This window comes from Gudongella oleilytica (assembly GCF_004101785.1).
Taxonomy (GTDB): domain Bacteria; phylum Bacillota; class Clostridia; order Tissierellales; family Tissierellaceae; genus Gudongella; species Gudongella oleilytica.
This window is the reverse complement of record NZ_CP035130.1, coordinates 2,312,254-2,324,679: the sequence shown is the minus strand read 5'-3', so window position 1 is coordinate 2,324,679 and position 12,426 is coordinate 2,312,254. Positions and strand designations below refer to the sequence as shown.

The following is a 12,426-nucleotide window of genomic DNA, read 5'->3' as shown; positions in this document are numbered from 1 at the left end:
TAATAGATAATCCCCAAATAATTTGGGAGAAAGGAGAAATAATCCAACCCCCTCTATTAAAGAGGTTAATTGGATTATACGTGAATATATGAAGGCTAAAACTGTGGCACAATCGCGCGTGAGCATAGGAAATATGATGCAGCCGGACCAAGCTAACGTCAATGGAGGAGTTCACGGAGGAGAAATCATGAAGATGATGGATACCTGCGCAGGGATAGTTGCCAGGAGGCACTCCAGGATGAGCACTGTTACGGCAAGGGTAGATGAGCTGGAGTTTCTTCTACCGATAAGAGTAGGCAACCTGGTCACGTGTCATGGACAGCTCACATATGTTGGTAAACAATCCATGGATATCCTTGTGACAGTTATGGTCGAGGACCTTAAAAAAAGTGAACCCTCCAGAATGGCTCTTACAGCTTACTTTACAATGGTGGCTCTTGATGAGAACGGTCTTCCAACTGAGGTACCGAGGCTTATCATCGAAACAGAGGAGGAGCAAAGGCTTTATGACGAAGGTGAATCAAGGTATAAAGCGCACAAGGAAAAGAGAAAAAACTGGACAAAAGACTAATTCACAGAGCCGCAAGGCTCTGTATTTATTTTAAAACTCTCATCCTGTAGGAATTCATAGCAGTCTCCGTAAGTTTTTTCAATAGCTTATTGTTTACATAGATCCCTACAACTGCTCCAACCACAGGCATCATTTGCATAAGCTTCGCAAGGTCCAGGTAATCCCTGTATTCCTGTTGAAAGCTTCTCCAGTTGAAATCATCTAACTCCTTAGGGAGAGAGGATACATAGTTATCCCAGGACTCCATTTTCTCAAATATTTCATTGACATGGGCCTTGCTGGAGAAAGCAAGCTGGAATATATGGAGGAGGTAAAGTCTCTCTTCATAGCTTGAGGTGTCGAAGCCGTAGATGGCTGCAACCTCATAAAGAAATTTCATTTTGATACCAAGGAGTAAAGGGAAGTCGGCAAGTGAGGCAACAAAACCACCTGCTCCTGTAGCGGCACCCTCTACGGCAGCGGTCGTTGCATAGATCTTGCCCTTGTCTCTTACTCTTCGTTCTCTTTCTTCAAGAGGAAGGCCATACAATGGTTTGGAGGATATAAAGCCGGTCCCCAAGAGTACTGTTGTTGTGATGCTCTTGATAGCACCAGTTATAATCTCATGGTATTTTTCCGGGAACATCCTGGTCACTGCCTTCTGTGTTCCTTTGGAAGCCCTCTCAAGCAGTGAAGGAGGCTTTCGCATTTCTTTTTTCCATCTCTCGAGATCCTTTTGGACTCTGCTCTCGTATGAAAACATGATTTATCACCGTTCCTATAATCACCTTATTTCGTGTATAATCTTATTATACCCAACGAAAATAGAAGAGTTCATTTTCCCTGTCTACTATTTTGGAATACCAAGCATCGTCGAAGAGTTTATTAGAAGAATAAAATTTGAGGGTACTCTAAGTAAGGGTTCATATTTAGTCCTGACCTGTGGGGGAACCACGGGAAATGCACTTGGGATTTTGAAAAATCTTTTAGAAGAGAGGGAGCTTAAGCTGGATTACATATTTGCAGTAGACATGCCGGATAATTACATCCTGATTTATGATATCCAGAAACCCCGACAGCAGAAAATACAGCTTGATAGCTTACCCCTTTTATCGAATGGGCAGAAAGACCAAGAGCTTTAATTTCACAGAGGCTTGCAACGGGGATGTGGAGTATGTGAAAAAATCTGTCCATCGGGGACAATAACCATGAATATGAAGCGGCTTGAGTGGACTGAGGAAAGATGCATCCACTGCCTGGCATGTCTGCATAGATGCCCACAAAATGCCATCTAGTATGGAAGGAAGACTGACGGCAGAGGAAGATACATAAATCCGAATACTAAGTTAGATATTTGAGGATGGCTGTTTAGCCGTCCTCTATTGAAGGTTTTAAGAACAAGCTTGACAGGAGTTGATAGATATTGGAAGGATTCAGGATCGAGATAGAGTACAGAAACAGGAAGACCTTAGGCATTAAGCTTGAAGAATCCGGAAGAATAAGGGTTCTGGCACCAAAGGGCACCAGCTTTAGTGTAATCAAAGAAGCTCTGGGTGCCAAGGAAAAATGGATACTCAATAAGCTTAGGGAAATAGAAGGTCAGGAAAAGCCATCACCTATTGAATTTGGAGGAACTGTACCTTTTCTTGGCACTGATTTGGCGATCAGACCATTTGATCACGATAAAGGCAGGATCAATAAAACCAGGATTTCAAAAGGAGAGCTTTTAATAGGATCCAGAGATTGGAGCAGGGATAAGCTCAAGGACGCAATGGTTGATTTCTACAGAGCTAATACAAGGGAAATAGCTATTGAAAGAATCGACCTATATTGGAGATCCATTGGGATAAAACCTGAAGGGATAACCGTTAGGGATCAAAAGACAAGGTGGGCAAGCTGCTCCTCAAGGGGAAACCTAAGTTTTAACCTTCGGTGCTCGATGCTCCCCATGGAGCTTTTTGATTATATTGTAATCCATGAGCTTTGCCACCTGATCCATATGGATCATTCCATGGAGTTTTGGAAGAGGGTGGAAGCTATACTTCCTGATTACAATGACAGAAAAAAGCGTCTAAAGAACGAAGGAGCATCTATCTTCAGATATTTCAGGAAAGAATGAAGCCTGACAAAATTTGGGTCATTGAACCTCTTATGGGTATACATTACCTTGAAGGGGGGATATGAATGTTGATTAGACGAGCGGAAGTAAAAGAAAATAAAGTGCTTACTGAGCTTGCAGTGATGTCTGAGGCATACTGGGGCTATGATAAGAGGTTTTTGGACGCATATCGTCAGATATATAGTCTTACAGAGGATTACATCAGAAATCATCCAACCTTCGTAATGGAGGAGGATGGAAAGCTTGCTGGCTTTTATAGTATCATAGAGAGCGATGATGAGGTAACTCTTGAATACTTTTACCTGGACCCTGCTTATATAGGGAAGGGACTGGGAAGGGAGCTTTGGGATCATCTGGTGGAATTTTGCCGGAATAGAGGCATCATTGAATTTGTGCTCGTATCAGCTCCTGAAGCAAGGCTTTTCTATGAAAAAATGGGTGCAGTGGTAGTAGGCGATGTGAATTCACTGGTTGGCAAGGATAGAAGGATCCACAAGATGAAAATGATAATATGAGATAATTTTGGGAGGAGATTTGATGATAAAGTATAGTTTTACACTAAAGGAAACTGATGGATCCGAGGTTTCTCTCAAAGATTATCTGGGGAAGAGAGTTATCGTATACTTTTACCCAAAGGACAATACCTCAGGCTGAACCGTAGAAGCTATTGGCTTCAGGGACCTGAAGCAAGAGTTTGAGGCGGTTAATACTGCAATTATTGGTATCAGTAAGGATGATCTCAAATCCCACGCCAGGTTCAGAGATAAGAATGACCTGAATTTTCTTTTATTGAGTGATGAAACAGGAGAGGTCCATGAGCTTTTCCAGGTGATCGTTCCAAAGAAGCTGTATGGCAAGGAATATATGGGAACAGAGAGATCAACCTTTATATTCAATGAGAATGGTGAGCTTATTAAGGAATACAGAAAGGTAAAGGCAGAAGGACATGCTGAGGAGGTACTGGCCTTCATAAAGGAGAGATTTGATTGATATATGAAGGAGTAGTGTACAGACCGCCTTCCGAGGCAGGAAGCTGGATACTTCAGGCTACCATAGGCTGTTCCCACAACAGGTGTACCTTCTGCAATATGTACAAGGATAAAAGCTTCAGAATAAGATCTGTGCAGGAGCTTGAGGATGAGATCCATAAGGTTCGGGAGCTCTATCCGGATATAAGGAGAGTATTTATTGCAGATGGAGACGCTCTTATGATAAGAACTGAGGATTTGAAGTATCTACTGTCAGAGATCAGAGCTTCTTTTCATAAATTGGAGAGGATAGGGATATATGCTTCACCAAAGAGCATACATTCAAAGACTGATGATGAATTGATTTCGCTTTATGAGGCAGGTCTTGGGATCGCGTACCTCGGGCTTGAGTCAGGCGATCCTGAGATACTCCTGAGAGTAAGGAAGGGAGATACAAGGGAAGGTATTATTTCGGCTGGCAAAAGGTTAAAGGCTTCAGGGATCAAACTTTCCATAACTGCCATATCTGGACTCGGAGGGAAGGAAAGGTGGAGAGAGCATGCCTTGATGACAGCTTCTGCAGTAAATGAAATAAGGCCTCACTACCTTGGACTTTTGACACTTATGGTGGAGCAGGGCACTGAGCTTTGGACTTCAGTCCAGGAAGGAAGCTTCCAGTTACTGACGCCAGATGAGGCAGCCAGGGAGACATTGTCGCTCCTTCAGGAGCTTGATTGCGATGGCCTGGTTTTCAGAAGCAATCATGCCTCTAATTACGTGGCTCTCAAGGGAACTCTTAACATGGACAGGGATAAGCTTATAAGTCAGCTGAAAAGAGCAATTGAGGATGAAGGTTTTAAGGATGAATCCTTCCGAAGGCTTTAGCTTTTGCTCGTGTTTATTAGAAACCCCCTCGGGGTAAACTAAAATATGTAAACCAATAAAAGGAGGATGAAATTATGACTCAATACCACGAGCCTGTAGAAAGGCTGGACGACAAAACGATGGATATTACAAGGGCGATCATGAGCCTTAAGGAGGAGCTTGAGGCTGTAGACTGGTACAACCAGAGAGTTGCTGCAACAAATGATCCTGAGCTTAAGGGTATCATGGCTCATAACAGGGACGAGGAGATCGAGCATGCAGTTATGACCCTTGAGTGGCTGAGAAGGAACATGGACAAGTGGGATGAGGAGCTTAAGACGTACTTATTCTCTGAGGGCTCGATCATTGACCTTGAAGAAGGGGAAGTAGACAGTGCACCTGAGGATAAGGGACTAAGCATCGGAGATCTTAAATAGGAGGTAGAATATATGCTTTACAGAGATTTGGCTCCAATAACAAAGGAAGCATGGGGAGAGATTGATTCCAGAGCAGCAGAGGTATTGAAATCATATCTATCTGCCAGAAAAGTGGTTAAGGTAAATGGTCCAAAGGGACTGGACTATAATGTCATAACTGAGGGAAGGCTTGGGGAGGTTTCCAAGTCCAAGGAAGTTGAGTTTGCTACCTATAAGGTATTGCCCCTGACCGAGGCAAGAGTAGAGTTCGAAATGAGCAGATGGGAGCTTGACAACATTTCAAGAGGCGCTAAGGACATAGATTTTGGTCCGCTGGAGGATGCTCTTGAGAAAATGGCTCTATTTGAGGAAAATGCAATCTATAATGGACTGAAGAAGGCTGGTATAGACGGTCTTAAGGCTTCAGCTTCAGCTAAGCCCATAGCTTTTGGAATCGACGGTACTTCAATACTGGAAGCTGTAACCAGCGGGGTGATAGCTCTTAGAGAGGGATTCGCAGGAGGATCTTACACTCTTGTGGTAGGGAAGGAAGCTTATAAAAGGATACTTTCCAACGATGGAGGATATCCTTTGAATAAAAGGATCGAAAGCCTTATCCAGGGTAAGATAATTTTAAGCCATGTAGTTGAAGGTGCTTATTTGCTTCCGTATAATAATGAGAACCTGGAGCTTACAGTTGGCAAGGATTACACTATCGGTTACCAGTCTCATACAAGCGAGAAGGTTAGATTCCATGTTTCTGAGTCCTTTACATTCAGAGTACTAGATCCTGCATTGATAGTGAGGTTTGAGCTATAGGAGGATATAGTATCCAAGCTATATATAAAGGGGAGTTCCTCGGCGAGGAGCTTCTTTTTTGGTACGACGGGCATGCCTTCTGTCTGTGGTGAAAGTCCACAAGGGGCGTAGTTGCCGACGAACCCTATAGCGACTTGCAAGGTTCACATCGTGAGGTGTGGGCGAGAGGAAGCAATAGCGAAATCGTAGCCTGACGGACAGAAACCTGATACCAAGGCTTGCATGGAGGATAAGCTGGCCAAAAGCAGTGAAGTCCAAAAGGCAATCGTAACCCATGCAGGTAGATCAGGCAGGTAGACGAGGAAAGACAGAGGACTTATCCCGTGAGGTCTCATGGGCGGCTAAAACCGTAGTAATAACGAACCATGAGAAGTCAGCAGAGGTCATAGTACTTGGAAACAAGGAAGGACTGAACAATTCAAAGTCAAATGGACTTACGGATGTAAATGCATAGGCCTGACGAGAATCTCAGTAGCGAAGACGTAACGGAGCGAAGGGTTCACAGGAGGTAAGGTTGATATGCATGAAAGCAAAACAGGAAAAGGAGACAAATCATGTCACAACTAATGGAACAGATATTATCAAGAGAGAATATGCTGCTTGCATACAAGAAGGTAAAAGCCAACAAAGGAGCAGGAGGCATAGACAACATAAGTGTAGACGAAATTGATGAATATCTGAAAGGAAACTGGGAAGACATCAAGGAACGTATTCGTAACAGAAAGTACAAACCTCAGCCGGTGCTAAGAGTTGAAATACCAAAGCCAAATGGTGGAGTAAGAAAACTTGGTATACCCACAGTGATGGACAGAATCATAGAACAGGCAATAGTGCAGGTAATCACACCCATAGTGGAGCCACATTTCAGCGAATACAGCTATGGTTTCAGGCCGGGTAGACGAGCACAACAGGCAGTCATCAAACTATTGGAATATCTGAATGACGGATATATCTACATAGTGGATATTGACCTTGAGAAGTTCTTTGATAATGTACCACAAGACAAGCTGATGACCCTTGTAGGCAAAATCATACAAGACCCTGACACAGAATCACTCATAGCTAAATATCTAAAGGCAGGAGTGATGGACAAAGGAAAATATGAAGAAACCAACGAGGGGACCCCGCAGGGAGGAAACCTCTCCCCAATACTCAGTAACATCATGCTCAATGAGCTTGACAAAGAGCTTGAAGCAAGAGGACTTAATTTTGTTAGATATGCAGATGACTGTGTAATAGCAGTAGGAAGTAGTGCAGCTTCCAACAGAGTTATGAACACCATAACAAAATGGATAGAGAGAAAACTCGGATTAAAAGTCAACGCAGAAAAGACAAGAACCACAGAACCAACAAAGCTAAAATATTTAGGATTTGGTTTTGTGAAGATGGATGGTAAATGGGAGGCAAGGCCTCATCGGGACTCCATAGTTAAATTCAAGAGAAAACTCAAGCAGCTCACAAAACGCTCATGGTCAATCAGCATGGACGATAGAATAAAGAGACTCAATTGGGTAATCAGAGGCTGGATAAACTACTTTCGAATAGGTAAAATGAAGACTAATATGATACGAATAGATGGACACTTGCGTACAAGAATCCGTATCGTGATATGGAAGCAGTGGAAAACCAGTCAGAAGAGAATGTGGGGCTTAAGAAAACTCGGTGCTCCGGAATGGATGGTAAGACAGTCGGTAGGGTTTAACAACCATTACCAGGCAGTGGCTAAAACCACAGGTTTACGTAAAATATCAAAAGAAATCCTCGCAAAGCGAGGTCTCATTAGTTGTTTGGATTATTATTTGAATTGAACCGCCGTATGCCGAACGGCACGTACGGTGGTGTGAGAGGGGAATTAATTTTCCCCTACTCGATTTAACGAAATATTGTTAATGAATTTACAAATATAGCCATTATATTCCGACAATGGTACAATGGACTGGATGGGGAGGAGTTTAATGAGCAGCTCAGCATACAACAAGAAAAAAGAATATCTGACTACAAGCGAAAGCTTATATAAAAGTGCAATTTACCTTGCATGGCCTGTGATACTTCAGTCTTTGCTGCAGGTTTCTGTAGGAACTGTAGACATCAAGATGGTCGGTACCCTTGGTGTGGATGCAATTTCGGCTGTGGGGACAAGCAGGAATATCGTAATGATACTTATGGTTTTGGTAATGGGGATCTCAACTGGCACAACTGCAATGGTTTCCAGGTTCATAGGAAGAGGAGATGAACGGAATGCCAGCAGAAGTGCCGGGCAGGCATTTCTATTATCGCTGATGCTTGGAGTCTTCATAATGCCCGTAGGTCTATTGACCAATGAGATAAGCTTAAGGCTGCTCGGGGTAGAAGAATCAGTGCTGGTGCTTGCCATTGATTATATGACTGTCTTTTTCATCGCCATTCCATTTTTCCTGCTTCATTTCATGGCCAAGTCGATTTTCCAGGGGGCAGGAGATACAAAAACACCATTGGTGATTGATATAATAATGAACCTGGTCAATATAGGCGGTAACTTCATATTTATTTTCGGGATGCTCGGTTTTCCCGCAATGGGTGTGGCTGGAGCGGCTATAGGAACAGCACTTTCAAGGATCACAGGGGCAGCGTTGGGATGGGGAGCCCTTCTTAGCGGCAGGTTTGTAGTCAAGGTATACCCTAAAGACATGCTAAAGCCGGTTTGGAGTGCTGCCGGTCAGATCGTACGGATTGGAACCCCTGCTGCCCTGCAGGGACTGTCAAGAAATGCAAGCACCTTTGTGCTTTTTGCAATACTTGCCCGAACAGCAGATGCCGCAGCTGCCGTCCCTGCATTTGTCATAGGTACAAATCTCAATCAATATGCCCTTATGCCTGGACTAGCCATTGGTACTGCTGCAGCGACCTTATCAGGCATGAATCTTGGAGCTGGGAAGCATGAAAGGGCTGAAAAAAGCGGAAAGGCAACGGCAGTTCTTGGAGCAGGTACAATGTTTTTCATTTCCGTACTATTTGTAATATTTGCCAGACCTTTCATCAGCTTCTTCCTGGATGCACCGAATGAACAGGTAATATCTGTAGGAAGAACGTATCTTGCCATAATTGCCGCTTCTGAACCATTCCATGCGGTAGCGATAATTACCTCAAGGACAATGCAGGGTGCAGGATTTACCAAGAAGCCCTTTCAGGTTACTTTCTTTAGCTGGGTAGTCATAAGGCTTATCCTGGCTTACATCCTGGCCATTCTTTTTGGACTGGATTCGACCGGTGTCTGGATAGCAATCAGCATATCTTCTGTGATATCCGGGGTACTGACTTACGGGATATTCCTTGGAGGTGAATGGAAAAAAGTAGCTATCGATCCGGTGAGTGAATAATAAATGTGTACAAAAATACCCTAATGGGGTATAATAAGCTATAAATCATGATCATGGAGGAGAATATGATAAATGCAGATGTATCTTATCCAATAGCTCTTGGAGCTGGTATACTTTCGTTTTTCTCACCCTGCCTTCTTCCGATGATTCCTGCATATATAATGTATGTGTCAGGGGCTGATTTTGAGGAGGATCTGTCGAGGAGAAAAATTCTCGCAGTTACAAGGACGCTTGGCTTTGTTATCGGATTTACTATAATATTCATGATAATGGGAACCTCTGCCAGTTTTTTAGGAAGATTCTTCATCCAAAACAAGCAGCTATTCCTGAGAATAAGCGGACTACTTATTATCGCATTTGGTTTAAACATGATGGGAGTTTTGAAGCTGGGATTTCTAAGCTCGGATAAGAGGGTAAAATCTCCAAAGAAGATAACCAACTGGTTTAGCTCGATACTTATGGGTATGGCATTTGCTGCTGGCTGGACCCCTTGTTTTGGTCCAGTGCTTGCGTCAATACTCGTTTACGCCGGTTCAACAGGTACAATATCTAAGGGTGTGCTGCTGCTCTTGATTTATTCGATCGGTATGGCTATTCCGTTCATGCTTACAGCCTTATTTATAAATGTTTTCACAAGGTTGCTGGAGAAGGCAGAGGGCTTTATGAAGTATATGCCTTATATCAGTGGAATCATACTTGTTATATTTGGAATTCTCATTTTCTTCAACAAGATGATAGATATAAGTAAATTGTTACTGTGAGGAGGTAAAACGTGAATAGAAGAAATGTGATCATATTGGCAATAGCCGTTGTGGCTATACTTGGTGCAGCCCTATTCTTCCTCAATTATTCAGGGAAGGGTGACAACGCAGAGGTTGAACCTCAAGAACCCCAAATCTCTCAGCCTGCAGAGAGTGAATCACCAGCAGACCCTGGAGCAGTTGGAGCCGGAGAACCGGAATCAGTGGACGATCCGGAGGTGGCAAGGCCTGTCGGAACAGGGGTTGGGAATATTGCACCGGATTTTACTCTTCTCAATTTGGAAGGTGAAGAGGTTAGCCTTAGTGATTTCAGAGGAAAGCATGTGTATCTGAATTTTTGGGCGACATGGTGTAGCTTCTGTGATATGGAAATGCCTGATCTCCAAAGAGTATACGATGAGAATGACGACATGGTAGTTCTTGGGGTAAATGTAATGGAGAAGCTCGATGAAGTAAAGCCTTACATCGAAGAAAACGGCCTGACCTTCCCCGTAGTACTTGATGAGGAAGGCATGATGGGGTCTCTTTATTTGGTGCGTGGGATGCCTACCACCTATTTTATAGATAAGGAAGGTGTAATACTGGGCTCCATACCCGGCATGCTCACCTACGATCAGATGATGGACGTATTGAATCAGATGAGAGAGCTTGAAGACTAGTCTTGGGACTGGTCTTTTTTTATGGGTTTGATTGTGGAGCTGGAAGAGTGTATATTTTTATATTGATAACATCTATCATAAGCTACGTCGATCTTTTGAAAAGAGAGGACGGGCTATCGGACCAGGCAAAGGAATACGTTGGTATCCTTTCCGATAAATCAAACAGACTAAAAAGCATAGTATCTGATTTGTTTGAGCTTGCCAAAAGCACAAGTAGGGACTTAAAGCTTGAGCTGGAGGAGATAGATATTAGGAAGCTCATTCAGCAGACTCTGGGAGAGATGTCTGATATTATTGAGACATCCGGCATTCAGATAAGAACAGAGCTGCCTGAGGAAGCCGTGGTAATAACCTCAGACGGTAATAAGTTGTACAGAGTTTTACAGAATATAATCGATAACGCATTGAAGTATTCACTAAAGGACACCAGGGTTTACGTGAAGCTTGAAAATAATGGAATAGATGATAGAGTAACAGTGATCAACACATCTGCGTATGAAATGAGCTTCACCGAGGAGGAAATCTTCCGGAGATTTTATAGAGGAGATGAAGCAAGAAGCGGTGAAGGGAGCGGGTTAGGTCTGTCGATCGCTGAGAGCTTTACAAGAAACCTTGGAGGCCGTTTAAGAGTTGTTATTGATAGTGACCAGTTCAAAGTAATTATGGAATTCCCATTATAGAAAGTCCCCCCTGGATTTTAGGGGGGATTATACTTATTGCACTTTGTCGGCTTTATTGATACAATTTTTCAAGGGATACTTTTAATCGAAAAGGAGCACTGATATGAAAATTGGATTGATAGGACTGCCGTCAACAGGCAAGACTTCATTGTTCAATCTGCTGACAGGATCAGAAATCGAGGTTTCTGAGTTTTCTACAGGTAAGATTGAGGCAAATATTGGAATAGCTAAGATACCGGATGAAAGACTTGATTTTCTTAAAGAGATGTATAAGCCGAAGAAGACCACCCATGCAACTATTGAGGTAATCGACGTACCCGGGCTGGTTCGGGGATCATCCTCAGGTAAAGGTGTGGGGAACCAGTTTCTTGAGAATATCAGGAAAACTGATGTTTTGGTGCATGTTATCAGAGCATTTGATAATGAGCATGTACTCCATACAGACGGTTCCGTGGACCCCATGAGAGATGTCGAGACTATAAATATGGAGCTTCTATTCGCAGATCTGGCAGTAATTGAAAACAGGATCGGAAGGATCGAGACCTCCAAGAAGGTTACAAAGGAGAACCTTGAGGAGCTCGAGGTTCTAAAAAAATGCAGGGATGGGCTTGAGGAAGGGCTTCTTTTACACAATATTCAATTGGAGGATCATGAAAGAGAACTCCTAAGAACATTCTCTTTTCTCTCCGAGCAACCGATGATAATGGTTGTAAACATTGATGAGGACCAGCTTACCTCCGGTACCTATCCTGGTAAGGACGCAATGAAAGCTCTTGCTGATGAAAGAGGAACACCTCTTATAGAAATATGCGTAAAAACTGAGCTCGAGATAAATAAATTGGAGGATGAAGACAGGCTCTTGTTTATTGAGGAGCTTGGGATCAAGGAGTCTGGAATCGATTTATTATCAAAAACTGCCTATGATTACCTGGGACTTGTATCCTTCCTCACTGCTGGTGAGGACGAAGTCAGAGCATGGCCAATAAGGAAGGGTACAATAGCTAAAAATGCTGCAGGGAAGATCCACTCTGACATAGAGAAGGGCTTTATCCGCGCTGAGGTATGCAGGTTTAAAGACCTTAAAGAATACGGTTCCATGCATAAGGCCAAGGAAAAAGGTCTTGTGACCCTGGAAGGCAAGGAGTACATCGTTCAGGACGGAGATATAATAAACTTCAGGTTCAACGTTTAACGGAGAGGCCACCCTCTCCTTTTCACTATAGTAATTAGGAAG

General features: G+C 43.2%; 17 protein-coding genes. 16 read left to right on the top strand and 1 reads right to left on the bottom strand.

All coding sequences use genetic code 11. The features are described 5' to 3' along the window. Positions 1-118 precede the first annotated feature (118 nt). Positions 119-571, top strand: coding sequence for an acyl-CoA thioesterase (locus tag EC328_RS11275; RefSeq protein ID WP_206363870.1), 453 nt, complete (start codon positions 119-121; stop codon positions 569-571). Positions 572-596: 25 nt separating this feature from the next. Here EC328_RS11275 and EC328_RS11270 read toward each other — a convergent pair whose 3' ends face one another. Further along, positions 597-1,313, bottom strand: a complete 717-nt coding sequence (locus EC328_RS11270; protein ID WP_128426897.1) for an EcsC family protein — start codon at positions 1,311-1,313, stop codon at positions 597-599. Between EC328_RS11270 and EC328_RS11265 the strand changes: the two genes are divergently transcribed. From EC328_RS11265 to ychF, 15 genes are all read left to right on the top strand, one after another. Beyond that, entirely contained in the window at positions 1,312-1,692 is a 381-nt protein-coding gene (locus EC328_RS11265) for an EFR1 family ferrodoxin (protein ID WP_128426895.1), read from the top strand. The two genes, EC328_RS11270 and EC328_RS11265, sit on opposite strands and share 2 nt — an antisense overlap. 12 nt (positions 1,693-1,704) lie before the next feature. After that, positions 1,705-1,845 carry a 4Fe-4S binding protein gene (locus EC328_RS11960; protein ID WP_128426893.1) on the top strand — a complete coding sequence of 47 codons (141 nt, stop codon included), beginning with the start codon at positions 1,705-1,707 and terminating at the stop codon, positions 1,843-1,845. 128 nt (positions 1,846-1,973) lie between these two features. After that, the gene (locus EC328_RS11255; RefSeq protein WP_164906118.1) at positions 1,974-2,669 is read left to right on the top strand and encodes a M48 family metallopeptidase; all 696 of its coding nucleotides are present in this window, start codon (positions 1,974-1,976) and stop codon (positions 2,667-2,669) included. A 65-nt stretch (positions 2,670-2,734) separates the two neighbouring features. Further along, on the top strand, positions 2,735-3,184 hold the full coding sequence (locus EC328_RS11250; RefSeq protein ID WP_128426889.1) for a GNAT family N-acetyltransferase: 450 nt from the start codon (positions 2,735-2,737) through the stop codon (positions 3,182-3,184). Positions 3,185-3,206: 22 nt separating this feature from the next. Continuing rightward, positions 3,207-3,659, top strand: coding sequence for a thioredoxin-dependent thiol peroxidase (gene bcp / locus EC328_RS11245; RefSeq protein ID WP_128426887.1), 453 nt, complete (start codon positions 3,207-3,209; stop codon positions 3,657-3,659). Then, positions 3,656-4,522, top strand: coding sequence for a radical SAM protein (locus EC328_RS11240; protein WP_128426885.1), 867 nt, complete (start codon positions 3,656-3,658; stop codon positions 4,520-4,522). The genes bcp and EC328_RS11240 overlap by 4 nt, the downstream gene beginning before the upstream one ends. Positions 4,523-4,596: 74 nt before the next feature. Then, positions 4,597-4,938, top strand: a complete 342-nt coding sequence (locus EC328_RS11235) for an encapsulin-associated ferritin-like protein (RefSeq protein ID WP_128426883.1) — start codon at positions 4,597-4,599, stop codon at positions 4,936-4,938. Positions 4,939-4,950: 12 nt separating this feature from the next. Beyond that, positions 4,951-5,736, top strand: a complete 786-nt coding sequence (locus EC328_RS11230; protein WP_128426881.1) for a family 1 encapsulin nanocompartment shell protein — start codon at positions 4,951-4,953, stop codon at positions 5,734-5,736. A gap of 274 nt (positions 5,737-6,010) precedes the next feature. Then, positions 6,011-6,190 (top strand): hypothetical protein, encoded by a 180-nt coding sequence (locus EC328_RS11225; RefSeq protein ID WP_128425093.1) that lies wholly within the window; start codon positions 6,011-6,013, stop codon positions 6,188-6,190. Between the two features lie 112 nt (positions 6,191-6,302). Further along, complete coding sequence (gene ltrA / locus EC328_RS11220) at positions 6,303-7,544, top strand: group II intron reverse transcriptase/maturase (protein ID WP_240671456.1); 1,242 nt, start codon at positions 6,303-6,305, stop codon at positions 7,542-7,544. Positions 7,545-7,691: 147 nt separating this feature from the next. Beyond that, entirely contained in the window at positions 7,692-9,092 is a 1,401-nt protein-coding gene (locus EC328_RS11215; RefSeq protein WP_164906117.1) for an MATE family efflux transporter, read from the top strand. 65 nt (positions 9,093-9,157) lie between these two features. Next, positions 9,158-9,853, top strand: a complete 696-nt coding sequence (locus EC328_RS11210) for a cytochrome c biogenesis CcdA family protein (RefSeq protein WP_128426879.1) — start codon at positions 9,158-9,160, stop codon at positions 9,851-9,853. 11 nt (positions 9,854-9,864) lie between these two features. Beyond that, positions 9,865-10,512, top strand: coding sequence for a TlpA family protein disulfide reductase (locus EC328_RS11205; RefSeq protein WP_128426877.1), 648 nt, complete (start codon positions 9,865-9,867; stop codon positions 10,510-10,512). A 47-nt stretch (positions 10,513-10,559) separates the two neighbouring features. Further along, entirely contained in the window at positions 10,560-11,192 is a 633-nt protein-coding gene (locus tag EC328_RS11200; RefSeq protein WP_164906116.1) for a sensor histidine kinase, read from the top strand. 103 nt (positions 11,193-11,295) lie between these two features. Beyond that, entirely contained in the window at positions 11,296-12,384 is a 1,089-nt protein-coding gene (gene ychF / locus EC328_RS11195; protein ID WP_128426873.1) for a redox-regulated ATPase YchF, read from the top strand. Positions 12,385-12,426 lie beyond the last annotated feature (42 nt).

Excerpts from the sequence above, each read along its gene's own strand:
- EC328_RS11265 (WP_128426895.1), top strand. The coding sequence starts at position 1,312 with ATGATTTATCACCGTTCCTATAATCACCTTATTTCGTGTATAATCTTA.
- EC328_RS11270 (WP_128426897.1), bottom strand. The coding sequence starts at position 1,313 with ATGTTTTCATACGAGAGCAGAGTCCAAAAGGATCTCGAGAGATGGAAA.
- EC328_RS11250 (WP_128426889.1), top strand. The coding sequence starts at position 2,735 with ATGTTGATTAGACGAGCGGAAGTAAAAGAAAATAAAGTGCTTACTGAG.
- EC328_RS11235 (WP_128426883.1), top strand. The coding sequence starts at position 4,597 with ATGACTCAATACCACGAGCCTGTAGAAAGGCTGGACGACAAAACGATG.
- EC328_RS11230 (WP_128426881.1), top strand. The coding sequence starts at position 4,951 with ATGCTTTACAGAGATTTGGCTCCAATAACAAAGGAAGCATGGGGAGAG.
- EC328_RS11225 (WP_128425093.1), top strand. The coding sequence starts at position 6,011 with ATGCAGGTAGATCAGGCAGGTAGACGAGGAAAGACAGAGGACTTATCC.
- ltrA (WP_240671456.1), top strand. The coding sequence starts at position 6,303 with ATGGAACAGATATTATCAAGAGAGAATATGCTGCTTGCATACAAGAAG.
- EC328_RS11215 (WP_164906117.1), top strand. The coding sequence starts at position 7,692 with ATGAGCAGCTCAGCATACAACAAGAAAAAAGAATATCTGACTACAAGC.
- EC328_RS11210 (WP_128426879.1), top strand. The coding sequence starts at position 9,158 with ATGATAAATGCAGATGTATCTTATCCAATAGCTCTTGGAGCTGGTATA.
- ychF (WP_128426873.1), top strand. The coding sequence starts at position 11,296 with ATGAAAATTGGATTGATAGGACTGCCGTCAACAGGCAAGACTTCATTG.